27 protein-coding genes and 1 tRNA gene are annotated in these 23,213 nt (G+C 65.4%); 15 read left to right on the top strand and 13 right to left on the bottom strand.

Features of this window, described 5'->3' with window-relative positions; all coding sequences use genetic code 11:
* Positions 1-49: 49 nt before the first annotated feature.
* Both RJT48_RS06975 and RJT48_RS06970 read left to right on the top strand, forming a co-directional pair.
* Positions 50-295 (top strand): sulfurtransferase TusA family protein, encoded by a 246-nt coding sequence (locus tag RJT48_RS06975; RefSeq protein WP_311171551.1) that lies wholly within the window; start codon positions 50-52, stop codon positions 293-295.
* A gap of 2 nt (positions 296-297) precedes the next feature.
* On the top strand, positions 298-870 hold the full coding sequence (locus RJT48_RS06970) for a DsrE/DsrF/DrsH-like family protein (protein WP_311171550.1): 573 nt from the start codon (positions 298-300) through the stop codon (positions 868-870).
* A 125-nt stretch (positions 871-995) separates the two neighbouring features.
* On the opposite strand, the gene RJT48_RS06965 is transcribed toward RJT48_RS06970, so the two are convergent.
* The 5 genes from RJT48_RS06965 to RJT48_RS06945 form a co-directional block, all read right to left on the bottom strand.
* Positions 996-1,652 (bottom strand): helical membrane plugin domain-containing protein, encoded by a 657-nt coding sequence (locus RJT48_RS06965; protein WP_311171549.1) that lies wholly within the window; start codon positions 1,650-1,652, stop codon positions 996-998.
* Position 1,653: 1 nt separating this feature from the next.
* On the bottom strand, positions 1,654-2,799 hold the full coding sequence (locus RJT48_RS06960) for an NAD(P)/FAD-dependent oxidoreductase (RefSeq protein ID WP_311171548.1): 1,146 nt from the start codon (positions 2,797-2,799) through the stop codon (positions 1,654-1,656).
* A complete protein-coding gene (locus RJT48_RS06955) occupies positions 2,796-3,038 on the bottom strand; it encodes a sulfurtransferase TusA family protein (RefSeq protein ID WP_311171547.1) in 243 nt (80 codons plus the stop codon). Before RJT48_RS06955 ends, RJT48_RS06960 begins: the two co-directional genes overlap by 4 nt.
* Positions 3,039-3,169: 131 nt before the next feature.
* On the bottom strand, positions 3,170-3,772 hold the full coding sequence (locus RJT48_RS06950; protein WP_311171546.1) for a class I SAM-dependent methyltransferase: 603 nt from the start codon (positions 3,770-3,772) through the stop codon (positions 3,170-3,172).
* Between the two features lie 2 nt (positions 3,773-3,774).
* Positions 3,775-3,996, bottom strand: coding sequence for a YgaP family membrane protein (locus RJT48_RS06945; protein WP_311171545.1), 222 nt, complete (start codon positions 3,994-3,996; stop codon positions 3,775-3,777).
* A gap of 181 nt (positions 3,997-4,177) precedes the next feature.
* Here RJT48_RS06945 and glpR point away from each other — a divergent pair, with 181 nt between their 5' ends.
* From glpR to RJT48_RS06910, 7 genes are all read left to right on the top strand, one after another.
* On the top strand, positions 4,178-4,942 hold the full coding sequence (glpR, locus tag RJT48_RS06940; protein ID WP_311171544.1) for an HTH-type transcriptional regulator GlpR: 765 nt from the start codon (positions 4,178-4,180) through the stop codon (positions 4,940-4,942).
* A complete protein-coding gene (gene pfkB, locus RJT48_RS06935) occupies positions 4,942-5,865 on the top strand; it encodes a 1-phosphofructokinase (protein WP_311171543.1) in 924 nt (307 codons plus the stop codon). The genes glpR and pfkB overlap by 1 nt, the downstream gene beginning before the upstream one ends.
* Before the next feature lie 105 nt (positions 5,866-5,970).
* Positions 5,971-7,122 carry a PTS fructose transporter subunit IIC gene (locus RJT48_RS06930; protein ID WP_311171542.1) on the top strand — a complete coding sequence of 384 codons (1,152 nt, stop codon included), beginning with the start codon at positions 5,971-5,973 and terminating at the stop codon, positions 7,120-7,122.
* A 184-nt stretch (positions 7,123-7,306) separates the two neighbouring features.
* Positions 7,307-7,771, top strand: a complete 465-nt coding sequence (locus RJT48_RS06925) for a PTS sugar transporter subunit IIA (RefSeq protein WP_311171541.1) — start codon at positions 7,307-7,309, stop codon at positions 7,769-7,771.
* Entirely contained in the window at positions 7,771-8,040 is a 270-nt protein-coding gene (gene ptsH1 / locus RJT48_RS06920) for a phosphocarrier protein HPr (protein WP_311171540.1), read from the top strand. The genes RJT48_RS06925 and ptsH1 overlap by 1 nt, the downstream gene beginning before the upstream one ends.
* The gene (gene ptsP, locus RJT48_RS06915) at positions 8,041-9,741 is read left to right on the top strand and encodes a phosphoenolpyruvate--protein phosphotransferase (RefSeq protein WP_311171539.1); all 1,701 of its coding nucleotides are present in this window, start codon (positions 8,041-8,043) and stop codon (positions 9,739-9,741) included.
* Positions 9,738-10,193, top strand: a complete 456-nt coding sequence (locus RJT48_RS06910; RefSeq protein ID WP_311171538.1) for a PTS fructose transporter subunit IIB — start codon at positions 9,738-9,740, stop codon at positions 10,191-10,193. The genes ptsP and RJT48_RS06910 overlap by 4 nt, the downstream gene beginning before the upstream one ends.
* 65 nt (positions 10,194-10,258) lie before the next feature.
* Here the strand turns inward: RJT48_RS06910 and RJT48_RS06905 are convergent, their stop codons facing one another.
* Positions 10,259-11,059 (bottom strand): class I fructose-bisphosphate aldolase, encoded by an 801-nt coding sequence (locus RJT48_RS06905; protein ID WP_311171537.1) that lies wholly within the window; start codon positions 11,057-11,059, stop codon positions 10,259-10,261.
* A 149-nt stretch (positions 11,060-11,208) separates the two neighbouring features.
* Positions 11,209-11,691: a DUF7529 family protein gene (locus tag RJT48_RS06900; RefSeq protein ID WP_311171536.1), complete on the bottom strand. Its 483-nt coding sequence runs from the start codon at positions 11,689-11,691 to the stop codon at positions 11,209-11,211.
* 86 nt (positions 11,692-11,777) lie between these two features.
* Between RJT48_RS06900 and RJT48_RS06895 the strand changes: the two genes are divergently transcribed.
* The 6 genes from RJT48_RS06895 to RJT48_RS06870 all read left to right on the top strand — a co-directional run bounded on the left by RJT48_RS06895 (position 11,778) and on the right by RJT48_RS06870 (position 18,913).
* Positions 11,778-14,510, top strand: coding sequence for an ABC transporter ATP-binding protein (locus tag RJT48_RS06895; protein ID WP_311171535.1), 2,733 nt, complete (start codon positions 11,778-11,780; stop codon positions 14,508-14,510).
* Positions 14,511-14,560: 50 nt separating this feature from the next.
* On the top strand, positions 14,561-16,285 hold the full coding sequence (locus RJT48_RS06890; protein ID WP_311171534.1) for an ABC transporter substrate-binding protein: 1,725 nt from the start codon (positions 14,561-14,563) through the stop codon (positions 16,283-16,285).
* A gap of 41 nt (positions 16,286-16,326) precedes the next feature.
* Positions 16,327-17,340, top strand: a complete 1,014-nt coding sequence (locus RJT48_RS06885) for an ABC transporter permease (protein ID WP_311171533.1) — start codon at positions 16,327-16,329, stop codon at positions 17,338-17,340.
* Positions 17,337-18,254: an ABC transporter permease gene (locus tag RJT48_RS06880; RefSeq protein ID WP_311171532.1), complete on the top strand. Its 918-nt coding sequence runs from the start codon at positions 17,337-17,339 to the stop codon at positions 18,252-18,254. The genes RJT48_RS06885 and RJT48_RS06880 overlap by 4 nt, the downstream gene beginning before the upstream one ends.
* Positions 18,247-18,594 carry a DUF7268 family protein gene (locus RJT48_RS06875; protein ID WP_311171531.1) on the top strand — a complete coding sequence of 116 codons (348 nt, stop codon included), beginning with the start codon at positions 18,247-18,249 and terminating at the stop codon, positions 18,592-18,594. Before RJT48_RS06880 ends, RJT48_RS06875 begins: the two co-directional genes overlap by 8 nt.
* A 169-nt stretch (positions 18,595-18,763) precedes the next feature.
* Positions 18,764-18,913: a DUF7557 family protein gene (locus RJT48_RS06870; RefSeq protein ID WP_311171530.1), complete on the top strand. Its 150-nt coding sequence runs from the start codon at positions 18,764-18,766 to the stop codon at positions 18,911-18,913.
* A gap of 49 nt (positions 18,914-18,962) precedes the next feature.
* On the opposite strand, the gene RJT48_RS06865 is transcribed toward RJT48_RS06870, so the two are convergent.
* The 6 genes from RJT48_RS06865 to sdhC form a co-directional block, all read right to left on the bottom strand.
* Positions 18,963-19,202: a TrmB family transcriptional regulator gene (locus tag RJT48_RS06865; RefSeq protein ID WP_311171528.1), complete on the bottom strand. Its 240-nt coding sequence runs from the start codon at positions 19,200-19,202 to the stop codon at positions 18,963-18,965.
* A gap of 196 nt (positions 19,203-19,398) precedes the next feature.
* Positions 19,399-19,492, bottom strand: a tRNA-OTHER gene (locus RJT48_RS06860).
* A 75-nt stretch (positions 19,493-19,567) separates the two neighbouring features.
* Positions 19,568-21,418: an FAD-binding protein gene (locus tag RJT48_RS06855; RefSeq protein ID WP_311171527.1), complete on the bottom strand. Its 1,851-nt coding sequence runs from the start codon at positions 21,416-21,418 to the stop codon at positions 19,568-19,570.
* Positions 21,419-21,428: 10 nt separating this feature from the next.
* Positions 21,429-22,319: a succinate dehydrogenase/fumarate reductase iron-sulfur subunit gene (locus tag RJT48_RS06850; protein ID WP_311171526.1), complete on the bottom strand. Its 891-nt coding sequence runs from the start codon at positions 22,317-22,319 to the stop codon at positions 21,429-21,431.
* 2 nt (positions 22,320-22,321) lie between these two features.
* Positions 22,322-22,693, bottom strand: coding sequence for a succinate dehydrogenase hydrophobic membrane anchor subunit (locus RJT48_RS06845; protein WP_311171524.1), 372 nt, complete (start codon positions 22,691-22,693; stop codon positions 22,322-22,324).
* Complete coding sequence (gene sdhC / locus RJT48_RS06840) at positions 22,693-23,088, bottom strand: succinate dehydrogenase, cytochrome b556 subunit (protein WP_311171523.1); 396 nt, start codon at positions 23,086-23,088, stop codon at positions 22,693-22,695. The genes RJT48_RS06845 and sdhC overlap by 1 nt, the downstream gene beginning before the upstream one ends.
* Between the last annotated feature and the right edge of the window lie 125 nt (positions 23,089-23,213).

Here is a 23,213-nt window from a genome sequence, read left to right as displayed (position 1 = left end):
GTATATTGTGCGGTAGCTCCAATACAGACGCACGGAGCAGATCAAAACTATGAGTGCAGAATTCGATATCGCGGAGACGCTCGACGTGAAAGGTGCATCGTGTCCAATGCCGGTCGTGAAGACGAAATCCGCCGTCGACGACATCGAGGTGGGACAGGTCCTCGAAGTGCTCGCCACCGATTCGGGGAGTATGAGCGACATCCAGGGATGGGCGGACGGAACAGCCGGTGTAGAGCTTCTCGACCAGGTGGAGGGTGACGACGTGTTCAAACACTACGTCCGGAAGACGGAGTGACGATGAGCACGGACACCCCCTCCGCATCGGCGGATGACGCCCCCTCGCGGGCGGAACTCCAGGCACGCATCGAAGATCTGGAGGAGTCGCTGGCCGAGGCTACCGACGAGGACGACGCGAAGAAGATGAGCATCATCGCCACGAAGGGGACGCTCGACATGGCGTACCCGCCGCTCATCCTCGCCAGCACTGCGGCCGCCTTCGGCTACGACGTGACTGTCTTTCACACGTTCTGGGGGCTCGAAATCCTCCACGAGAAACGGTCGAAGAACCTCAAACTGAGTTCCGTCGGCAACCCCAATATGCCGGTCCCGAACTTCGTGGGCGCGCTCCCCGGGATGGACCGGGTGACGACGACGATGATGGAACGCAAAATCGACAACAACGACACCGCGACCATCGAAGAACTCGTCGAGACCAGCCTCGATATGGGCGTGGAATTCCAGGCCTGTCAGATGACCATCGACCTGATGGGGTACGACGAGGACGAGTTCTACGACGGTGTCACGACTGGAGTCGGGGCGGCGACGGCGCTCCAGGATATGGCCGATGCCGACATCCAGCTACTCGTCTAGGGTCGCCGCGTCTCTTTTGTTCCGATACGTCTTCGGGTCTCAGTAGGAGCAGCGCCGCTATTCGGCGGTTCGCGAGACCAACCCGGCGAAAGGCGCCGTCTCCGGTGGCGAAAACCGCGAGACGGTTACCGTGAGTCGGCTCCGTCGTCCGACTGTGACCGACCGATCGCCCGCGAGAGCGACAGCAGATAGCCCAGGCCGCGCTGGACCTCCGGGTCCCGGGTCGCTTTTATCAGCCCCAGGGCGCCAACCGGTTCCGACGTGTCGCGTTCGGCTGCACCGACACTGGACAGCAGGGTGTCCAGTCCCTCGCGGGTCTCCTCGTCGGCGGCGGTCTGAGCGAGTTCGCCCAGTCCGGAGCCAGTCCCCGCGAGCGACCGCACCATCTCGTCGTCGAGTGCCGCCGTCAGAAGCGAGACGACCTCCGCGAGCTCGACCAGTTCGTCGAGCGTTCCGGACCGCTGGAGCGCGAGTATCGATTCGAGTGCGGCTTCGATCTCCGCGCCGTTCTCCCCGACGGTTTCGGCCAGCGCCGCCGTCTCGTCGGTCGCGATGCCGTCCGCGGATTCCGCCAGTGTGGCGGTCGTCCCGGCGACGTCGCGCGCCATCTCGTCAGTGAGCGCGCTCTCGCCGAGAGCGAGCACGTCGAGCAGTTCGTTGACGGCGTCCAGTCGCTCAACGAACTCCGCGACCGCCTCGGGGTTCTCGGCGATGGCCGCTTGCAGTTCGGACTGGTTCGCTTCTATCTCGTTGGACTCCTCGGCCCCTACTTCTTCGGACATCTCAGAGTAACCCCCGTGCAGTGAGCCAGTAGGACTCGTTGTACGCCAGTTTCGACCAGTGGAGCTTCTGGGACGGCGGGGCGGGCGACGGCGGATCCTCGTAGTTGAACTCCACGAAGGACGCCGCGTCCATCCCCGTCTCGATGAAGCACAGGGTCTTGCCGTCGTACGTCTCTGTCGCCGGTCGACCGCGGATCTCGCTTGCCAGGCGCTGTCCGACGACGCCCGCCTGATAGTGGGCGACGCTGCCGGCGTTCGGGACGCCAGTGTCGGCCGTGTCGCCGATAGCGTACACGTTCTCCGCGTGTTCGGCCTCGAGGGTGTGTTTGTCGACGTCGACCCAGCCGTCGTCGCCGAGACCGGCCTCGGCGATCAGATCGACGCCGCTGTGCGGCGGAATCGAGACGAGGAGGTCGTAGTCGATTTCGCTCCCGCCCATCCCGACGATCGTCTCCGCGTCGGGATCGACCTCCTCGGCGTTGAAGTACGTCTCGATGGCGATGTCGCGCTCCTCCATCAGCGGCTTCGCCCACTCGGCGATGTGCGGGTTGCCGTGGACCCGCCCGATGGGATACGTGTACGTGATATCGACGTCGTCGCGGAGTCCCCGCTCTCGGAACCAGTCGTCGGTCATAAACACGAACTCCAGCGGCGCGGCCGGACACATATGCGGCGTGCCGATGACGCTCAGCACGATGTGCCCCTCGGTAAACGACAGCAGCTCCTCTCTGAGCGCCTCCGAGCCGGATTCGCTGTAGTAGTCGTGGCCACCGGCTTCGAGGCCGGGAATTCGGTCGGGAGCCAGCGTCGACCCCGTCGCGAGGACGAGTTTGTCGTACTCGGTTCCGTCTCGACTCTCGCGTGTCTGCAGTGCTTGGGCGTCGGTGTCGATTTCGGACACGCGATCGATCCGGAGATTCACCCGGTCGTCGAGGAGTTCCGACAGCGGCCGGCGGCCATCGCTGGGCTCCCGTTGACCGAAGGGGACGTACAGCCACACCGGCTTGTACACGTGATCTGGACTGTCGTTGATCAGCGTGATTCGGACGTCCCCGCGGTCCAGTTCGGGCGACAGGCGGTCCGCCAGGTCGTTCGCTAGCACGGTCCCGCCAGTCCCGCCGCCGACGATGACGATTTCCTCTGTCATGTTTTCTCCACGTAGAACGCGTAGTGGTCGTCGCGCTCTTCGATCCCCAGCACCTCGTTGCCGGACTCCTCGGCCCACTCCGGCACGTCGGTCTTCGATTGGTCGTTATCGCTCAGGAGCAGTACCACTGTCCCGGGGTCGACACTACGGATCTTGCCGATGAGATCCATAAGCGGACCGGGACACGCCGCACCGCGGGCGTCGACGGTTTCCTGGGCTTCGAGTTCGGTCTCAGTCATAAGTACATACACCACTTCGTCCCGCGACGTATTAATATTGGGCGAAGGATCCAATATAGTGGGAAATCGAAGGCGCGGGGAAAACGCGGCCACGGCGGCGCGATCTCACCTCCCGGTTCCGGCGGACGACATCACCGGCGGGCGCGCTCGAAGACGAGCCCGTAATGATATGGTGGCAGTTCGACCTGCCGTTCCAGCGAAAATGCCGACCCGCTTTCGACGCAGTCCGTCGTCTCAGCGGGTGAGAGCCGCAGTTCCGCCGGCGGGCCGCGTGGCTCTCCCATCACAGTCGTCTCCTCACGCGGCTGGTCGTACCAGTTGACGACGACGAACCGGCCGTCGGCTGGGAGCGCCGTGGACACCTCCTGGAGGAACCCTGAGACGTCTTCGATCCCGTGGAACGTGTTCGCGATGAGGACGGTGTCTACGCCGTCGGGGAGATGGTTCCGCAGGTTTCGGGCGTCGCAGTGGATCGGGACGAGATTGTCGATCGCTTCCCGGTCGGCGAGATTCGACAGTTCCGTCAGGAGCGACGGCTCGATGTCGAGTGCATACACCGGCTCGGGGGCCGTGATCCGGGCGGCCGGGAGCGCGAAATAGCCGTTTCCGCACCCGACCTCCGCGACGACGTCGGAGTCGGAGATACCGAGTCGACGCAGGGTCTCACCGGGTGTCGGCCACAGCCGCCCCCACCAGTCCCAGTCCGGCTGTCCGGTGTTCCGAAACCGCTCCATCTCTATCGGCCCTGCGAGGTGTCGATGCCGACGACCCGATAGAGGAGACACGTTCGGAGCAGGCCGGTTCCGATGAGCACCGCGCCGACGAGGAGCGCGACGCCCCCGACGACACCGAGGGATATGACGCCACCGACGTTCGCGAGCCCGATAGCGACCAGTAGTACGCCGACTGCCAGTCTGACGCTCCGATCTGTCGGTCCAATATTGTTTATAACTCCCATATATACACTATTCCGCAATAATCGTTGCCCTCAGTCCCGGCTTCTGACTCCGCTATCGATCCAGGAATCCAGCGGATCTGTTTGTTTGTGATCGAATCGAATCGGTTTCGGGACTAACTCACGAGCATACGAACACAAACCATTAACAATACACAGAGAGAAGGTGCGACGAGCAACTCATATGCTACCCGCTGAGCGAAAACGTCGCATCGTCGAACTCGTTACCGGGAAGGACGGACAGTCGGTCGAAGCGCTCGCCGAGGATCTCGGGTTCTCGAAGGCGACGATCCGGCGCGACCTCCAGGAACTCGAAGAGCGCGGGCGGATCGAGCGGTCTCACGGTGGCGCGGTCCCTGTCACGAGCGTCGGCCACGAACAGGCGTACGGGCAAAAGGAGGTCCAGAATCTCAAAGAGAAGCGGGCAATCGCCGAACGGGCGATCGAGGAGATTACCGACGGAGAGGTCGTCTTCTTCGATGCGGGCACGACGACGATGCAGGTGGCCACGCAGGCGCCGAAGGACGGCTCGATGCTCGCGGTGACGAACTCCCCGCGGCTGGCGGTCGAACTGGGCAAGGAGGAAAACGACGTGAAACTGACCGGCGGAACGCTCCGCCGGCGGACCCGCTCTCTGGTCGGACCGACCGCAGAATCGTTCCTCGAACGGACGAACTTCGATCTGCTCTTCCTGGGAGCGAACGCGATCGATCACGAGACGGGCTTGACGACCCCCAACGAGGAGGAGGCCCGCGTCAAAGAGCTGATGGTCGAGCGGGCCTCGCGGGTCGTCCTCGTCGCCGACGCCTCGAAGATCGGCGAACGGTCGTTTGTGAGCTTTGCCCGTCTCGATGACGTCGACCTGTTCGTCACCGCCGGCGGCATCCCGGCGGAGGCCCGCGAGTGGTTCGAGGCTGCAGAGGTCCCCGTTGTGGAGGCGAGGTCGTGATGAGCGACGGCGACGACGTGCTGACGGTGACGATGAATCCGGCGGTCGACCACACGATTAGCCTCGACGAACCGCTGGAAGCAGGCGGCGTCGCCAGGACCGACGACGCGCAGTTCGACGCCGGCGGGAAGGGCATCAACGTCTCGCAGTACCTGACTGCCCTCGACGTGGACGCGCCCGCAACCGGCTTCCTGGGTGGGTCCTTCGGGCTGATGATCCGGGAGGCTCTCGACGACGACGGCGTCGCCCACGACTTCGTCGAAATCACGGGACGGACGCGGCTCAACACGACGATCCTGAGCCCCGACGGCGAGTACAAGATCAACCACGACGGCCCGCTGGTCGGCGGCGACGACGTCGACACACTCGTCGAGCGCGTCCGCGAACGGTCACCCTCCCGACTCGTGATCGCCGGAAGTCTCCCCCGGGGCGTCGACGTCGACGCCGTCGATCGGCTGGCACGCGCCGGCCCCTGGGAGACCGCGGTGGATATGGGGGGCTCGTTTCTGCAGCGCCTGGATGCCGACTACCTGGTCTGTAAGCCAAACCGCGAGGAACTCGGGACGGCGACGGGCCGTGATGTCGGGACGATCGAGGACTGCGCCGCGGCCGCCCGGGTGCTTCGAGAACGCGGGTTTCGCTACGTGCTCGCGTCGCTCGGCCCCGACGGCGGGCTCCTCGTCTCCGAGGCGGAGGCGCTCTACGCTCCGGCTCTCCCCGTCGACGTCGTCGACACCGTGGGTGCGGGCGACGCGATGCTTTCGGGCTTTCTCGCCGGACTCGTCCGCGGAGAGCCGCAAGCGAGTGCGCTCCGGACGGCGATCGTCGTCGCCGCGCGAGTCGTCTCGGTCCCCGGAACTCGGGTCCCGTCCTTCGACGACGTCGTCGCGGATCGGGAGACGGTCGAGGTCCGGTCGGTCTGAGCCGGACGCTGTGTGCTTTCGACTATCTTAGCTTTATATCGGTCAGAAACAAACACGAACGAAAGTTCTTAGTCGTTCGTTGGAAAACAATCGTGAGGAAGACGTATGTCAAGCAAAGCTAAGAGCAAGATGCGGTCCCACCTGACGAAGGTCAAAGAGGACCTCATGACCGGCGTATCGTTTATGATCCCGTTCGTGACGATCGGCGGGATCTTCCTGGCGCTGGGGTTCGCCGTCGCGCCGACGGGGCCCAACGGAGCCCCGGACACGTCACAGGTCGGGACGCTGGCGTACTTCCTCGGTCAGATCGGTGGCCTGGGCCTCACAATTATGGTCCCGATCCTCGGTGCGTACGTCGCGTACGCGATTGCGGATCGACCGGGGCTCGCACCAGGCTTTCTCGCGTCGTATCTGATCCAGCAGGGTGAGGTGCTGGTGGCGGCGGGCGAGGTTATCGGGTTACAGGGCGGCGAAGCGGGTGCCGGATACCTCGGAGCGCTCGTCGTCGGCCTCCTCGTCGGTTACATCGCCCGGTGGATCAAAAACTGGAGCGTTCCGGACTTCATCCGGCCGATGATGCCGGTGCTCATCGTCCCGGTCCTGACGATGGCGATCGTCTCGCCGATTGCGCTGTTCGTCCTCGGTGTCCCCGTCGCCATCGCGAATGCGGGACTGACCGCGTACCTGCAGGGACTTCAGGGCGGGCAGGCGCTTCTCGTCGGCGGCATCCTCGGCGCGATGATGGCGTTCGACATGGGCGGTCCGGTCAACAAGGTCGCCTACGTGTTCGCCGCCGGACTGATCACCGAAGGCGTCACCGAACCGATGGCCGCGGTGATGATCGCCGGGATGATCCCGCCGATCGGTCTGGCGATCTCGAACTTCATCGCGCCGCACAAGTACGCCGAAGAGATGTACGAGAACGCCAAGTCCGGGATCATCCTCGGCTTCTCGTTCATCACCGAGGGGGCGATCCCCTACGCGTCGGCCGATCCGATCCGGGTCATCCCCTCGATCATGGTCGGCAGCGCCGTCGGCGCGGCGATGTCGATGTCGCTCGGCGTTTCGATGCCCGCCCCGCACGGCGGCATCTTCGTCGTCCCGCTGTCGAACAGCCCGTTCGTGTTCCTGGCCGCCATCGTCATCGGTTCGCTCGTGACGGCGGCGCTCGCGACTGTCCTCAAGCCCGACTACGAGGAGGGCGTCGGCGCGGCCGGGGAGGCTGATGCCACTGCGGGGGCAAGCGCGGGCGACTGAGACGGACTGCGGCAGTTTCGTCCCGTCCATCGCCACACCGTCGTGGGCGACGGACGGCGAAACGTCACAGCAGTCCGTCCGACGGTCGGTCCTCACGTTTGGGTCGCGCCGCCAGACTCCACTCACCGCTGGGGGCCGGATCGAACACGAATCCTTACGGTTCCAGTCAACGAATTCAGTACCTATGCTCGAAGACGACATCGATCGACTGTTCCCGCAGGCGCACATCTCGCTGACCGAACCGCCCGCCGAGAAGGAAGCAGCAGTCGAGTTTCTCCTCGATCTCATCGCGGACAACGGCCGCGTCACCGACAGGGAGGCGGCACTGAACGCGCTCCGCGAGCGAGAACAGGAGGCGACCACGGGCGTCGGGATGGGCATCGGGATCCCGCACGCGAAGACGAGCGCCGTCGAGGAGCCGTCCGTCGCGTTCGCTCGCTCGGATGCGGGCATCGACTTCGACGCGATGGACGACAAGCCGGCGCACCTCCTGTTTATGATTCTCGTGCCTGCAGAGGGTGGCGAGGAACACTTACAGATCTTGAGCGCGCTCTCCCGGGCACTGATGCACGAGGATGTCCGCGAGACGCTGTTGGCAGCAGAGGACCCCGAAACCGTCCAGAACACCGTCCGGGAGGCGGTCAACTGATGCCCGAACGCGTCGTCACCGTCGTTCCCGAGGACGGCCTGCACGCGCGGCCGGCATCGAAGTTCGTCGAGGCGGCAAACGAGTTCGGCGCGGAGATCCGCGTCGGCCACGTCGACGGCGACCTCGTGAACGCCGCGAGTATGCTCGCGGTGACCGGCCTGGGGGTTGCGACCGGCGAGGACGTCCGTCTGACCGCGGAGGGCAAAGACGCCGAGGCCGCACTGGACGAACTGGAACGGATCCTGACAACCCCGGAGGATGAACTCTGAATGCCGGAGCAACGACTCTCCGGGGTGGGCGTTACGCCGCTTTCGGGCGTCGGCACGGTCGTCTGGTACGCGCCGGACGCGGAACTCGACGAGCCGCCGGCCCCCGAGTCGGTCGACGCCGACGCCGAACGGGAGCGGTTCGAGGCGGCCCGCGACGAGGCACGCGAGGAGATCCGCGCCGAGCGCGAGCGGACGGCCGAGCGCGTCGGCGAGGCGGAAGCCGAGGTCTTCGACGCGCACATCCAGTTCCTCGAGGATCCCCAGATCACCGAGGGCGTCGAGACCGCCATCGACGAGGGGCTCTCCGCCGAACACGCCGTCACCCGGACATTCGATCGGTTCGTCGAGCAGTTCGCCGAGATGGAAGGCCGGATGGCCGAGCGCGCCGACGACCTCCGCGACGTCCGCGATCGCCTGGTGCGGGTGCTGGTCGGCGGCGATCGAGTCGACCTCTCGGCGCTCCCCGAGGGGAGCGTCGTGCTCGCTGAACGGCTAACACCGAGTGACACCGCTCAGCTCGACCCCGAGCGCGTGGCCGGATTCGCGACCGTGACCGGCGGCCGGACGTCTCACGCGGCGATCTTCGCGCGCTCACTGGCGCTGCCAGCGGTAGTCGGCATCGGAGACGCCCTGAACGACGTCGCCGACGGCGCCGATGTCGTCGTCGACGGCACGGAGGGAACGCTCGTCGTCGACCCCGACGACGAGACGCGAGAGGCAGCCGCGGGCGGCGAGGACGTCGAAATCCGCGCGGATCCGGTCGCGACGGCCGACGGGACGCCGATCGAGGTCGCCGCTAACGTCGGTACGGAGGCGGACGTCGGGCCTGCGGCCGACCGCGGCGCCGACGGGATCGGCCTGTATCGCACGGAGTTTCTCTTCCTCGATCGGACGTCGCCGCCGGACGAGGACGAGCAGTACACGGCGTACCGGGAGGCTCTGGAGGCGTTCCCGGAGGGCCGGGTAGTCGTCCGGACGCTCGACATCGGCGGCGACAAGCCGGTGGGGTACCTGGATCTGCCCGACGAGGAGAACCCCTTCCTCGGCGAGCGCGGCATCAGGCGATCGCTGGGACCCGACGCGGATCTCTTCGAAACGCAACTGCGCGCACTCCTGCGTGCGGCCGGCGACGATGCGGGTGGAGACCTCTCGGTGATGCTCCCGCTGGTCACCACCGTCGAGGAGGTCCGGGAGGCCCGGGAGGTCCTGGAGTCGGTCGCGGCCGACCTCGACGCCGAGGGCGAGGAGTACGCCCTCCCGGAGTTCGGCGTGATGATCGAGACGCCGGCGGTTGCGTTCCTCGCGGCCGACCTCGTCGAGTACGTCGAGTTCTTCAGCATCGGGACGAACGACCTCGCACAGTACGTGATGGCCGCAGAGCGCGGCAACGACCGGGTGGCGGACCTCGGCGACTACCGCCAGCCTGCGGTGCTCCGTGCGATCCGAATGACCGTCGAGGCGACCGAGGGCACGGACGTCTGGGTCGGGATGTGCGGCGAGATGGCGGGCGATCCCGATCTGACGGAACTGCTCGTCGGTCTCGGCCTCGACGAACTGAGTATGAGCGCTGTCACGGTGCCGCAGGTGAAGAAAGCCGTGACGGAGACGACGCTCGCTGACGCCCGTGATCTCGCGGAACGGGCGCTTGCGGCCAGCACAAAAGACCAAGTGAAAGACGTGTTAACAGAGACCACACAATGAACGTTGTCGCAGTCACTTCCTGCCCGACCGGGATCGCGCACAGCCAGATGGCCGCCGAGAACCTCGAACAGACCGCCGAACGGCTCGGCCACGAGATCAAAGTCGAGGTGCAGGGCGCGATGGGCGCCCAGAACGAACTCACGACCGCGGAGATCGACGATGCCGACGCGGTCATCATCGCCTCGGATACGGCCGTCAGCCGGGAACGATTCGAGGGCAAGCCGCTCGTGAAGGGAACGGTGAAGGACGGCGTCAACGACCCCGAGAGCCTCTTCGAGCAGGCCGCCGAGTTAGTCGAGGAGGGCCAAACGGGTGCGGTCGAGGCTGGCGGAGGGGACGACGACGCTGCCGACGAACCGGCTGCGGGCGGCGACGCCGACGCCGGCGGGCAACGGCGCGGCGGCGACCGAGAGAAGGGCCTCTTCGCGCGCCTGAAGAAGCTGTTCTCCTGACCGCACGACGTCGGGCGATCGAGTGGCGACCACTTGCGAACGCAACTATCGATCTCGTCGGAGCTCTACTCCTCGAAGAGGACTGTTTCGAGTTTGTCAAGCAGTCCCTCGGGGTTCTCGCGCTGGAAGATGTTCCGGCCGACCGCGAGACCGTTGCCGCCGGCCTCGACCGTCGCGGACACGTCCGCGAGGAACTCCTCGTCGCTCCGCTTCGATCCGCCGCTCATCACGGTCTTCAGATCGCCGACGGCGTCTTCGAGTTGCCGCCAGCCTTCCTGGCTGCCGGGATACTTGCATTTGACCACGTCGGCGCCGAGTTCGAGCCCCAGGCGGCCGCCGTACGCGACGACGTCCGGGTCGTCCTGCCCGCTGTAGGCGTCGTTCTCCTGGATCCCTTTACCGCGCGGGTAGCTCCACATCACGATGGGAACGCTGTACTGCCGTGCGGCTTCCTGGACCTCGCGGAACTCCTTCCACATCTCGTCTTCGTGGAGCGACCCCGCGTACATCGTGTAGCCGATCGCGTCGGCGTCGAGGTGTTCGACGGCGTACTCCACCGAGCACTGTTTGGGGGAGTAGTAGTCGTCGCGTTTCGCGAGGTTCGAGTTGCCGTTCAGTTTGACGAGCAGCGGCGCCGCGTCGTCGACGGCGTGTTCGGTCTCCCAGTTCCGGTAGTATTCGGCGTTGCCTTTCTGGAGCGCGATGGCCGTTACTGCACTGTGTCTCCCGACCTCGAAGACGTGTGTGGGGTCGGCGCTTTTCGGCATCGGTTCGAAGTCCACCGGGCCGTGTTCCGTCCCGTGGTCGTACGCGAGGATCAGAGAGTTTCCGTTTCGGGTGATCGGGGAGTCGTCAACAGATTCCATATCGAGAGGTATCTCCCCGAGACTGTTTCAATTTTCCGTCCTTCCTGATACTGATTACTCTCACTGTTTACCGCCGAGCGCCGTCCCCGTTGGCGGCGCTCGGCGGGAAGAGACGAGAGTAATCAGTATGAAAGGGAGCTAAAACAGCGCTACGCCGTCTCCGGGAGGAACGGCGAGGGGTCGCCGTGGGCGAACTCCACGGTGTCGTCGTTCAGCCGACGACAGAACAGTTTGAACGTCCCGTCTTCCTCGATCGACTCGAGCGTCTCGCTCGACGAAATCGGATCGTAGTAGGCGGGAACGAGCACCACGGTTTCCTCCTGGGGATCCCGCTCGACGACGAGCAGGTAGAGCAGGCCGCCGCTCTCGGCGCGGAACACCTCGACGTCGGTGAACGATCCCGATTCGACGGCGGCCTCCAGTTCCTCGAACTCGGGGCCGGGGAGGAGGACATCGAGCCCCCGGCGGCGGTCGGAGTCGACGAGCACCGAATCCCCCGGGTGGAGTTCGAGCGCCCGCCAGCCCTGCTCGCGGTACGTCGCGGCGGTCGCTTCCATATCTTCGACGACGGCGTCCCACCCCTCCTGGGCCTGGACGTTCGTGGGCGCATCACTCGGCGACGGGCCAGTCATATTCGTTGGAGCGGCGCCGTCCGCAAAAAGCGTTCCCACCGGACCCTCCATAAGGTATTTTTCCCGTGGCACGTGTATCCCTCTCAGTGACCGACCTCCTCTCTCTTTCGAACCTCCGAACCCAATTCAGAACCGAGCGAGGCGCTGTCAAGGCCGTCGACGGAATCGACCTCACCATCGAGGCGGGCGAGACCGTCGGTCTGGTCGGCGAGTCCGGATCCGGGAAGAGCGTCACCGCCCTCTCCGCGATGGATATCGTCGACGACCCGGGCGAGATTGTCGACGGTCGGGTCACGTTCCAGGACGCGGCCCTGGCGGGGAGACTGCTTTCGGAATTCGGCGGCGCCCTCGTGGAGTACCCGTTCGATCCGATCGACGCGGCACACGCCGTCTGTGACGACCTCCGCTCGGAGGCGGACGCCCGGGGAGCGGCCGGAGACCTTCGTTCGCTGGCCGCCGACCTCGCCCGATTGGACGATCCCGACGACCTCGCGTCCGATCTCCGGGAGTCGGCGGGGCGCCTGGACGATCACGACGACCCCGACGCCGTCGGTGACGCCCTCCGCCGCGCGCTCGAGGACGCGACCGACGGATTCGTGTACGTCGACGATCGGGCGCGGGACCGGATCCGGGGCGGGACCGACCCGAGTGACGCCGGGATCGAGAGGGGGATCGTCGACGTGACGGCCGCGCCCGAGGAGGCCGTCCGCCGGATCCGCGGCGGAGAGATGGGGATGATTTTCCAGGATCCGATGACCTCCCTGAACCCGGCCGTGACGATCGGCGAACAGATCGCCGAGTCCCTGCGGCTCCACCGCTATGGCGGGCAAAAACGGGACTCCTGGCTCAACGGGATCCGCGAGATCCTCCCGAAGATCGGGGGGCGGACGGGCGACGAGGAGGTGATGGCGGAGGTCGTCGAGATGCTCCGGGAGGTCGGGATCCCGGAGGCGAAGGCGCGGCTCGACGACTACCCCCACGAGTTCTCCGGCGGGATGCGCCAGCGGGTCCTGATCGCGATCGCCCTGGCGTGCCGCCCGCGGCTCCTGATCGCCGACGAGCCGACGACCGCACTGGATGTGACAATCCAGGCGCAGATCCTCGATCTCATCGACGACCTCCAGGCACAGTTCGGGATGTCGGTCCTGATGATCACCCACGATCTGGGGGTCGTCGCCGAGACCTGCGACCGCGTGGCCGTGATGTACGCTGGCGAAATCGTCGAGGAGGGGCCCGTCGAGGAGATCTTCCACAACCCCAGCCACCCCTACACCTACACGCTGCTCGAGTCCATCCCGACCGAGGAGAAGGATCGGCTCACCCCCATCGAGGGGAACGTTCCAGATCTGATCGATATGCCCAAGGGATGTCACTTCGCGCCACGGTGTCCCTGGGCCGAACCGGAGTGTCGCGAGGGAGAGATCCAGGAGCTACAGCACGGCCCCGACACCGTGGATCACCGATCGAAGTGCATCCACGAGTCCTTCGAGAAATCGGAGTACGGATCCGACGAAGGCGTCGCTGCGCTCCCTTCCGACGTCGGCGAACCGCTCTTAGAGACGGTGGGGATGCGGAAGTACTACGAGCAGGACGACAGCGTCTTCGACCGGCTGCTGGCGGGCGAGAGCCCGAGCGTCAGGGCGGTCGACGGCGTCGATCTGACCGTCCGCGAGGGCGAGACCCTCGGTCTGGTCGGCGAGTCCGGTTGCGGCAAATCCACCGCGGGCCGGGCGATCCTCCACCTCAACCCCCCGACGGACGGAACGGTCGTCTTCGCGGGGGAGGAACTCGGCTCGCTCTCGAAGTCGGAACTGCGCGAGCGCCGGAAGGATATGCAGATGGTGTTCCAGGATCCGATGTCGAGTCTCGATCCCCGAATGACCGCCGGGCAGACGATTATGGAGCCGCTGAAGATCCACGGGCTCGCGAAAGGCGAGCGGCGCAAACGGGTCTTCGAGCTGCTGGAAGCCGTCGGGCTCGAACGGGCACAGTACGACCGCTACCCGCACGAACTCTCCGGCGGGCAGCGCCAGCGCGTCGGCATCGCCCGGGCGCTCGCGGTGGACCCCGACTTCATCGTCGCCGACGAACCGGTGTCGGCGCTGGACGTCTCGGTGCAGGCGCAGATCATCAACCTCCTGGAGGACCTCCAAGAGGAGTTCGGACTCACGTACCTCTTTATCGCCCACGACCTCAGCGTCGTCCGGCACATCTCCGATCGGGTCGCCGTGATGTACCTGGGAAAGATCGTCGAGGTGGCCGACACCGACGAACTGTTCGAGACGCCGAAACATCCCTACACACGGGCGCTCCTGTCGGCGATCCCGGAACCTGATCCGACGGCGGCGACCGGCGACCGAACTATCCTGCGGGGCGACGTCCCCTCCCCGATCGATCCCCCCTCGAACTGCCGGTTCCGGACGCGCTGTCCGTCGATCATCCCGCCGGAGGACTTAGACATCGATCAGGAGCGCTACCGCGAAGTGATGTTCTACCGGCAACGCGTCGAATCCGGCGACATCAGCCTGGAGGCCATCGAGGCGGACGCGGGCGGTGCCGTCGATGCAGCCCCTAACGCCGTCGCCGACGGCGGCGGCGAACACGCCGCGCTCTTCGAGTACTTCTTTGATGGCCCCCTCTCAGGCGAGGCCGAAGCCGCCGTCGTGGAGTCCTTCGAGCACCTGAAAGCCGACCGCTGGGACGAGGCCGAAGCAGTGCTCAGAGCGACGTTCGAGAGCGTCTGCGAGCGAGAAGAACCCCACCTCGACGACGGGGACCACCCGGCGGCATGTCACTTACACACCGACGAAATGCAATGATTGTTTGACATACCAGTAGAATTATCAATATAGCAGTATATAGGCCGGGTATGCCCCGCGAAGCGGAGCAAGTCCCCAGGCGTAGTTTCCTCAAGGTTGCCGGCGCGACCGCCGCAACGGCGTCGATCACGTCGCTCGCTGGCTGTGGCGGCGGTGGCGGCGACTCGGGCGGCGATTCGGGCGGTGACTCGGGCGACGACACCGGCGACTCCGGCGACGACACCGGCGACTCCGGCGACGACAGCGGAGGCGGCGGTACCACCCTCCGGTACGGCCGCGGCGCCCACTCCAGCACGCTCGACCCGCAGAACACCACCAGCGGCGAGGTGGCGAAAGTCACGAACCAGGCCTACGAGGGTCTGATCGCCTTCCAGCCCGGCGAGGCGGCCCTCACCGAGTCCCTCGCCACCGACTGGTCGCTGGACGGCGATTCGGTGACGCTCACGCTCAGGGAGGACGTCACGTTCCACGACGGGTCGGACTTCACTGCCGACGACTTCATCGCCACCTACCGGCGGTTCGTCGACGACGACTACGAGTACCACTTCGAGGATTCCTCGGTCTACGGGCCGTTCACGCTGGGGAACTGGATCGACGAGGTCGAGGCCCCCGGCGACTACGAGCTGTCGATCACGCTGACCCAGACGTACGCTCCGTTCTTGCGGAACCTCGCGATGTTCGCTGCCGTCGTCATCTCCCAGGAGGCCATCGAAGGCGACACGAACCTGGACGACGAGATGGTCGGGACCGGTCCGTTACAGCTCGAAACCCTGGACGACGCGAACAACCGGATTCGACTGACTGCCTACGACGACTACTGGGGCGAGGGAGCGAACGTCGACGAGGTCCTCTTTCTCACCCGCGGGCAGAACTCCACGCGGGCGCAGGCGCTCGTCGAGCAGGAACTCGACATCATCGACGGGCTCGACCCCGACAGTATGCAGATCATCGAGGGGTCGGACACCGCCGAAAACCGCACGGCGACGGGGATCAACATCGGGTATATGGCCTTCAACCTCTCCCGGGTCGAGGCCTTCCGCGACCGTCGGGTCCGCCAGGCGATCAGCCACGCCATCGACACCGCGACGATCGTCGAGGAGATCTACTCGGGCATCGCCACGCAGGCCGACCAGCCGATCCCGCCGGCGCTGTTCGGTCACAACGACGACATCAGCCCCTACGAGTACGACCCCGAACAGGCCCAGAGCCTGCTCGAAGAGGCCGGCTACGGGGACGGCTTCTCCTTCACACTGACGACCTTCCAGAATCCGCGGGGGTACAACCCCGCGCCGCTGCCGACCGCAGAGACGATCCGCTCGAACCTCGCGGAGGTCGGGATCGAGATGGAGATCGACGACCGGCAGTTCTCCGATTATCTCACGTACACCAGCGAGGGCCGCCACGACGCGACGCTGGCCGGGTGGTACACCGACAACGCCGACCCGGACAACTTCTGTTACGTCCTCTTGCACCCGCAGGTGGATGTCCCGGACGGACAGGACTGGGTCTCCTGGGACACCGAGGGGTTCAACACCTCGAACAACGCCGCCTGGGCCAACACCGAGTATATGAGTCTCGTCGAAGAGGCACAACGGACCACGAACCAGGATGATCGCGCCGACCTGTACAGCCAGGCTGCACAGCTCGCCCACGACGAGGCGCCCTGGGTCTTCATCGACTACGCCGACGAGGTCCGCGGCGTCAGTAACGCCGTGAGCAACTACACGGTCGCCGCCATCGGCGGTCCCTTCCTCGAACAGGTCGAACTCCAGTAACGGGCATACATTTTTTACTCTCTAATCCACGGCTTTCGTTGATGATCTCCAAGCAGTTCGTCCTGAAACGGCTTCTCCTCCTCTTCCCCGTACTGTTCGGGGTCGCGACGGTCGTCTTCGCGATCCTCCATCTGTCTCCGGGCGATCCCGCGGTGACTATCGCGGGCGAACGGGCCAGCCAGGAGTTCGTAAACGAGGTCCGCGCGGACCTCGGCCTCGACGACCCGCTGTGGCAGCAGTACGTTCGCTTCCTGGGCGACGTCGCCGCTCTCGATTTCGGCGAGTCCTACCAGATCCAGCGCGGCACCCCGGTGAGCAACATCCTCGCGGATCGACTGCCGATCACGGTCGAACTGGCCTTACTCGGGGAGATAGCGGGCCTCCTGTTCGGCCTCCCGCTCGGGATTCTCAGCGCGGTCAAACAGGACACCTGGACCGACCATCTGACGCGCGTCGGCGCGCTCAGCGGGATCAGCGTCCCGATCTACTGGAGCGGTCCCCTTCTAATCTTGCTTTTCGCGCAGTTCCTCGGCGTGCTTCCCACCAGCGGGCGGATCGGCTCGGAGTTCTTCATCGAGCCGACGACCGGGTTCATCCTCGTCGATACGCTCCTGGCGGGGAACACCGAGGCGTTCCGGTCGGCGGTCCGACACCTGCTTTTGCCGGTGATCGTGCTCGGTATCTACCAGATGGCACTGATCTCGCGAATGATGCGCTCCTCGCTGGTGGAGGTGATCCGCCAGGACTATATGCGGACCGCGCGGGCGAAGGGCCAGGGCGCGAAGATCACGATTATGAAACACGGCCTCCGCAACGCCTTCATCCCCGTCATCACCGTCATCGGGATCCAGTTCGGATCGCTTCTGGGCGGCGCCGTGCTCACCGAGACCGTCTTCGAGATCAACGGCATCGGCACCCTGCTCGTCGACGCCATAAACCGGAGCGACTACCCGGTCGTCCAGGCGACGGTGCTCGTGTTCGCTGTCCTGTACACGCTCGTCAACCTGTTCGTCGACGTGACCTACTCCGTCCTTGACCCCCGCATCGAACAATGAGCACCGAAACCACAACCCGAGACGTCGACCGGAGCATCGTCGAGCGGGTCCGCGCGAGCCCGTTCCTCTCGCAACTGTTCTCGAATCGGCTCGCGGTGACGGGGCTGGCTATCATCGCCGCCGTCGTCGTGCTGGCGATCTACGCGCGGTTCACGTACGACCTGAGCGAGCTGATGTCGACGCAGTTCGGCACGAACCCCTCGGAGACGCCGCCGAGCCTGGAGTATCCGTTCGGGACCGACGGACAGGCCCGCGACATCTTCCCGCGGGTGCTGTACGGCGCCTGGTACGCGATCCTCTACGGTACTGTCACCGTCGCCGCCTCGACGTTCCTCGGGGTGGGACTGGGCATCATCGCGGCCTACTACGGCGACCTCACCGACAACGTGATTATGCGGACGATGGACGTGCTGCTTTCGTTCCCGTCGCTGCTTTTGGCTCTCGCTCTGGTGACGATCTTCCCGGAGGAGCTGGGACTCTGGCGGGCGGTCGCGGCTCTGACGCTGGTCTACACCCCGCGCTTTGCCCGGGTCGTCCGCGGCGCCGCGCTGAAAGTCTTAGAGGACGAGTACGTCGAGGCCACCGAGGCGCTGGGCGCGACGGACCCGCGGCTGTTGGTGCGGCATATCCTGCCGAACTGCCTGGCGCCGATCACCGTCCAGTCGACGCTGAACTACGGGCTGGCGATCATCGACATCGCGGCGCTTTCGTTCCTCGGGTTCGGCGCCAGCCCCGGGGAGCCGACCTGGGGGATGATGCTCTCGAACGGCGTCGAGTTCGGCCTGTTCTCCGGAGCCTGGTGGTGGTCCTTCTTCCCCGGCCTGATCTTGGCGCTGACGGTGCTCGGGTTCAACCTCGTCGGCGACGGGATGCGCGATGCGCTCGACCCGCGGATGCGAGAGACCGTTGACTGACTCCGGCCTGCGGGCGACCGGTCGATCGGCCGGCCGGTGGATTGCCAAGGGGGCAGCCCTCGGGCTCGCCGTCGCCGTACTCCTGCTTGCAGTCGCCTCGCCACGGGGAGCGACCGATACGGCCTTCGCGCTCGGCGCGCTGGTGTTGGGGTTCGGCGTCACCGCCTGGTCGGGCACCGTCGGCCTCGGGGAGTCGCTGACGGAGGTACAGCGGCACCTCGGCTCCGATTCCGGGTGGACACAGGCCGGCGCCCGGCGGGCGTTCGCGGTGCTGACTTGGGTCGGGACGGGGTGGGCGCTCGCTTCGGTTGTTCTCTCTGTCGCCTTGGTCGGGATCTGAAACATCGGTGAGTGTCCGTCCCTGCGAGCGGCGACCGGTATCGCGGCTTCGACCCGCCTCGCCGTTACCGACCAACGTCCTGCCCGTGTCGTGCGGTTTTTCCCGCTTGGGGGGCGGTTCGCTCCGATACCCCCCGGCGTTTAAATTCCTCCGTGCCGTAGCCTCGCGTATGCCCCAGGTGCATCTCGACGAGGAGACGGTGGCCCGACTCGACTCCCTCCGCCAGGAAGGCGAAGACTACGACGAAATCGTCACCGAACTCATCAACATCTACGAGGCCGAGGAACTGACGTTGTTCCGCTCCGGCGACGAAGTATAGGGCCGACTGCTGAAGCTACTGTCGAGAGCGTCGGCGCGGACGGACGGCTTCAGCAGAGCCGGTAGCGCTCGGCGTCCTGATTGATCAGGCCGCGTTCACACAACGTCGAAAGAATGCTGTACAGCGAGATCTTCTTCATATCGAGACCCGACTGGAGTTCGGAGATCGTCGCTTCCCCGTGCGTCGAAAGGAACAGATAGACGAGTTTCGCGCGCGGCGATTCGAGTTGAGACGGAATCGACGGTGTCTCGATCCCCCCTGTCGGTCGCGTGTGCATCGTGCCCTGCATCGTTGTTGTCTTACTGTTGGATTCGACGATAATAAAACCCTCCCACGACGATTGTCGAAGATTCTCGTTTCGATAAACAGCCAGAGACACCGTCTGCCGCCTGTTCTGCGATTTTTGGACGATTGTTCATTTCTTTTTGGCGGTCGAACGGGGGCGATTTTTTCGACTCGTGACGATAATCCACAACGAGCTAAGATGGAAGGGGCGGGATTTGAACCACGCGAAGCCGTAAGCCGGCGCGACCGAACGACGGCCGCCGCCGGACCGCTCTACCACTGAGCTACCCTTCCCGGAGTAACCTACACAGCGCCGCGGTATATGGGTGACGGCGGGGAATTCGCGCGTGTTGCGGGCCCCAGCGTCGCTCAGTAACTCCGGATCTTCGGCTCGTAGCGCTTCGACTCGCCCTCGAGCAGCACCGGTCGGAACCACAGTTCCGGGGAGCCGTCGTTCCACGACAGCATCGTGTGCTTCAACCACTCCTCGTCGTCGCGCTCCTGGTGTTCCTTCCGCCAGTGGGCGCCGCGGAACTCCTCGCGGGCGAGTGCTCCGAGCGTGATCGCCTCCGCGAGGTCGATGACGTTCCGCGTTTCGATGGTGTGGATGAGGTCCGTGTTGAACGTCCGCGACTGGTCGGCGACGCCGACGTCGCTGTATGCCTCCCGCGCCTCGCGGATGTCCCGCAGGGCGTCTTCGAGGCGCTCCTTCTCGCGGAAGACGTTGACGTTCTCGGTCATCGACTGCTGGACCTCCGAGCGGATCTCCGAGTGGTTGCGGCCGTCGTTGTTCAAAAGCGCCTCGACGCGCTCGGTCGCCCGCTCGGTCGCCCGTTCGACCAACTCCGTCGGCCCCAGATCCGCTGCCGCCCCGCCGTCTGCGACGGCGTCGGCGTCGCCGCCGGAGACGCTGTCGGGTGAGACCGAACCGGGTTCAACCGGCGTGTCGACGTCGCCGGCTTCCCACTCGCCGCGCTTCCCGGTCGGGATTTCGGCCTCGCCGAGGTCGCGTCCGGCGGCGTGGTGGCCCGCGCGTGCGCCGAAGACGATCAGTTCCGGGAGGGCGTTGCCGCCGAGGCGGTTCGAGCCGTGGACCGAGGCGCAGGCACACTCTCCGGCCGCGTACAGGCCCTCGATACAGGTCTCGCCGTTCTCGTCGGTCTCGATCCCGCCCATCGCGTAGTGCTGGCCGGGCTTGACCGGCATCGGCTCCTCGAGGGGGTTGACGCCCTCGAAGTCCTCCGAGAGGTGGATGATGTTCTCCAGGCGGTCGACGATGCGCTCCTCGCCGAGATGGCGCATGTCGAGGTGGACGTACTCCTCCTCGATGCCGCGCCCCTCGTTGATCTCGGTGAGTTCGGCGCGGGAGACCACGTCGCGTGAGGCGAGTTCGCCGTCGTTGTTCGCGTACGCGTACTCGAACATGAAGCGCTCGCCCTCACTGTTGTAGAGGATGCCACCCTCACCCCGGACGCCCTCGGTGATCAGGACGCCGGTCGAGGGGAGCGTGGTCGGGTGGAACTGGATGAACTCCATGTCCTCCATCGGGACGCCCGCGCGATACGCCATCGCGACGCCGTCGCCGGTGTTCGCGACCGCGTTCGTGGTGTGGTCGTACACCTGGCCGGGGCCGCCGGTCGCGAGGACGACGCCGTCGCGAGCGCGGAAGCCCTCGACCGTCCCCGACTGGATGTCGTAGCCGACGACGCCGTGGCAGGTCCGCTCCTCCGGAGTCTCCTCGTCGCTGACCGCCAGATCGAGGACGTACCACTCGTCGTACACCTCGATGCCGCGTTTGACCAGCTGTTCGTACATCGTATGCAGGAGCTGGTGGCCCGTCTCCGCGCCGGCGTAGGTCGTCCGCGGGAACGAGAGGCCGCCGAAGGGGCGCTGGCTGACGCGGCCGTCGTCCTCCCGGGAGAAGGCCATTCCCCAGTGCTCGAGTTGGATGACCTCCTCGGGGCTGTCCTGGGCCAGCGTCTCGATGGCCGGCGCGTCGCCGAGGTAGTCCGAGCCCTTCATCGTGTCGTAGGCGTGGTCCTGCCAGGAGTCGCCCTCGCGGAGCGCGGCGTTGATGCCGCCCTCCGCGGCACCGGTGTGGCTGCGGACCGGGTGTAGTTTCGAGACGATGGCCACGTCGGCCCCCTCTTCCTGTGCGGCGATGGCCGCGCGGAGGCCTGCGCCCCCCGCGCCGACCACGATGACGTCGTGTTCGTGCATAGTTACTCTCTCACCAGAATTTCAGGTTGTTCTTGACCGCTTCGCGCTTCAGCTCCTGGATGTGTTCCGTCAGCGGGATGTCCTTCGGACAGACCTCCGTACAGGAGAACTGCGTCTGGCACCGCCAGACGCCGTGTTCCTGTTCGAGGATCTCCAGGCGTTGCTGCTTCATATCCTCGCCCTCCCGTTCGTCCATCGTAAAGCGGTACGCCTTGTTGATCGCGGCCGGGCCGAGATACTCGTTGTCGCCCGCGGCGATGTTACAGGAGGACATACACGCGCCACACCAGATACAGCGCGTGGACATCTTCACTTTCTCGCGGTTCTCCCGTGACTGCCGCTGCTCTTCGAGTTCGCCGTCCGGGAGGTCGTTCGTCTGGAAGTACGGCTCGACCGCCTCCATCTGGTCGTAGAAGTGCTCCATGTCGACGACGAGATCCTTCACGACCTCGGCGTGCGGGAGCGGCTCGACGCGGACCGGCTCTTCGAGGTCCGACAGCTGGGTCTTACAGCAGAGCCGCTGTGAGCCGTTGACGAACATCGCGTCCGAGCCACAGATCGCCTGCCGGCAGGAGTGCCGGAAGGTGAGACTCGAATCGTACGTGTCCCGGGCGTACATCAGCGCGTCGAGGACGGTCATCCCCTTGTGGTAGGGGACGTGGAAGTCGTCGAAGCGCGGTTCCTGTTTGCCCGCGATCTCGGGATCGTACCGGAACACCTTCAGGTGGTACGTCTCCTCGTCGTCGAGCGCCTTCTCGGCTTCCTCTGCCTGCAGCGCTTCCTCCCGCGCTGCGGCGCGCTCGCGTTTCTTCTCCATCCGCCGTTCCGACGGCGTCGACTCCGCCGGCGGTTCGGTCGTGGACGATTCCTCCTCGGTCTGTTCGGGTACTTGCGTGCTCATTGTTAGAGTGGGACTCCCCCGGCCCACGCGAGTGCGGTTCTGACGCCCTGGACGATCACGACGACGCTCGCTAGCCCTAAGATCGCCTTCGCGGCGGTCTTTTTCGTTCCGGAGATCCCCTGGTTGATGAGGGCGTTGTACACGCCGTTGACCCCGTGGAACGTCGCCGTCACGAGAAACAGGATCATCAGCGAGAAGTACGTCAACTGCTCCATCCGCGCCTGCGACATCGCGAAGGTCACCTCGTCGGCGTGGTTGACGAAATGCAGGAGGAAAAAGTGGAAGGCGAGCACGACCACGAGGAACGCGGCCGTGATGCGCTGCCAGAGCCACCGACGGCCCCCCGGCTGGAACGAGGAGTAGCGTTCGGCCATCAGCCAAACACCCCCGCGAGGAACGTCGGGACGCTCGCGACGGCGATGGCGCCCGTCAGCAGAAGCGACGCGTAGAAGCTCTTGTCCTGCGCCTCAAGGCCGATACCCAGGTCGACGAACAGCAGTCGGACGCCGTTGAGGATATGGAACACGGCGACCGAGAGCAACCCGACTTCCAGAATCCGGACGACGAGCAGGCTCTCCAGGGACTGGATCGTCGTCGTGTACGCGTCCGGGCTCTGCAGCGCCGTCGAGAGGACGGCGATATGGGTGAAGAGATAGCCGACGAGCACCCAGCCCGTGAACTTGTGGAACACCCAGGCCCACATCCCCGCAGAGAACTCCCGCCAGCGGCCGAAGTCCTCGATGCGGCCCCGATTGTAAGACTGACTCATACTCTTCTGGACCTCAGGCCGGACCCACTATAGAACTTACGTGTACGGTCGCAAAGCCCGGCGACGAAAGCCGAATCCAGGGTGACGCTGCGGTCAGCTTTTCGCTCGGCTGTCACCACTTTTGA

Source organism: Halobellus ordinarius, from assembly GCF_031823395.1.
GTDB classification, from domain to species: domain Archaea; phylum Halobacteriota; class Halobacteria; order Halobacteriales; family Haloferacaceae; genus Haloquadratum; species Haloquadratum ordinarius.
The sequence above is the reverse complement of the archived record's forward strand: the minus strand, read 5'-3'. Positions and strand labels throughout refer to the sequence as shown.

What these genes read in the sequence shown, in the direction of transcription:
- sdhC (WP_311171523.1), bottom strand. Translation starts at nt 23,088, where the DNA reads ATGAGTCAGTCTTACAATCGGGGCCGCATCGAGGACTTCGGCCGCTGG.
- RJT48_RS06850 (WP_311171526.1), bottom strand. Translation starts at nt 22,319, where the DNA reads ATGAGCACGCAAGTACCCGAACAGACCGAGGAGGAATCGTCCACGACC.
- RJT48_RS06925 (WP_311171541.1), top strand. Translation starts at nt 7,307, where the DNA reads ATGCTCGAAGACGACATCGATCGACTGTTCCCGCAGGCGCACATCTCG.
- RJT48_RS06885 (WP_311171533.1), top strand. Translation starts at nt 16,327, where the DNA reads ATGATCTCCAAGCAGTTCGTCCTGAAACGGCTTCTCCTCCTCTTCCCC.
- RJT48_RS06900 (WP_311171536.1), bottom strand. Translation starts at nt 11,691, where the DNA reads ATGACTGGCCCGTCGCCGAGTGATGCGCCCACGAACGTCCAGGCCCAG.
- RJT48_RS06870 (WP_311171530.1), top strand. Translation starts at nt 18,764, where the DNA reads ATGCCCCAGGTGCATCTCGACGAGGAGACGGTGGCCCGACTCGACTCC.
- ptsH1 (WP_311171540.1), top strand. Translation starts at nt 7,771, where the DNA reads ATGCCCGAACGCGTCGTCACCGTCGTTCCCGAGGACGGCCTGCACGCG.
- RJT48_RS06890 (WP_311171534.1), top strand. Translation starts at nt 14,561, where the DNA reads ATGCCCCGCGAAGCGGAGCAAGTCCCCAGGCGTAGTTTCCTCAAGGTT.
- RJT48_RS06950 (WP_311171546.1), bottom strand. Translation starts at nt 3,772, where the DNA reads ATGGAGCGGTTTCGGAACACCGGACAGCCGGACTGGGACTGGTGGGGG.
- glpR (WP_311171544.1), top strand. Translation starts at nt 4,178, where the DNA reads ATGCTACCCGCTGAGCGAAAACGTCGCATCGTCGAACTCGTTACCGGG.
- RJT48_RS06975 (WP_311171551.1), top strand. Translation starts at nt 50, where the DNA reads ATGAGTGCAGAATTCGATATCGCGGAGACGCTCGACGTGAAAGGTGCA.
- RJT48_RS06880 (WP_311171532.1), top strand. Translation starts at nt 17,337, where the DNA reads ATGAGCACCGAAACCACAACCCGAGACGTCGACCGGAGCATCGTCGAG.
- RJT48_RS06955 (WP_311171547.1), bottom strand. Translation starts at nt 3,038, where the DNA reads ATGACTGAGACCGAACTCGAAGCCCAGGAAACCGTCGACGCCCGCGGT.
- RJT48_RS06945 (WP_311171545.1), bottom strand. Translation starts at nt 3,996, where the DNA reads ATGGGAGTTATAAACAATATTGGACCGACAGATCGGAGCGTCAGACTG.
- RJT48_RS06965 (WP_311171549.1), bottom strand. Translation starts at nt 1,652, where the DNA reads ATGTCCGAAGAAGTAGGGGCCGAGGAGTCCAACGAGATAGAAGCGAAC.
- RJT48_RS06905 (WP_311171537.1), bottom strand. Translation starts at nt 11,059, where the DNA reads ATGGAATCTGTTGACGACTCCCCGATCACCCGAAACGGAAACTCTCTG.
- RJT48_RS06865 (WP_311171528.1), bottom strand. Translation starts at nt 19,202, where the DNA reads ATGCAGGGCACGATGCACACGCGACCGACAGGGGGGATCGAGACACCG.
- RJT48_RS06930 (WP_311171542.1), top strand. Translation starts at nt 5,971, where the DNA reads ATGTCAAGCAAAGCTAAGAGCAAGATGCGGTCCCACCTGACGAAGGTC.
- RJT48_RS06960 (WP_311171548.1), bottom strand. Translation starts at nt 2,799, where the DNA reads ATGACAGAGGAAATCGTCATCGTCGGCGGCGGGACTGGCGGGACCGTG.
- ptsP (WP_311171539.1), top strand. Translation starts at nt 8,041, where the DNA reads ATGCCGGAGCAACGACTCTCCGGGGTGGGCGTTACGCCGCTTTCGGGC.
- RJT48_RS06855 (WP_311171527.1), bottom strand. Translation starts at nt 21,418, where the DNA reads ATGCACGAACACGACGTCATCGTGGTCGGCGCGGGGGGCGCAGGCCTC.
- RJT48_RS06970 (WP_311171550.1), top strand. Translation starts at nt 298, where the DNA reads ATGAGCACGGACACCCCCTCCGCATCGGCGGATGACGCCCCCTCGCGG.
- RJT48_RS06910 (WP_311171538.1), top strand. Translation starts at nt 9,738, where the DNA reads ATGAACGTTGTCGCAGTCACTTCCTGCCCGACCGGGATCGCGCACAGC.
- RJT48_RS06845 (WP_311171524.1), bottom strand. Translation starts at nt 22,693, where the DNA reads ATGGCCGAACGCTACTCCTCGTTCCAGCCGGGGGGCCGTCGGTGGCTC.
- pfkB (WP_311171543.1), top strand. Translation starts at nt 4,942, where the DNA reads ATGAGCGACGGCGACGACGTGCTGACGGTGACGATGAATCCGGCGGTC.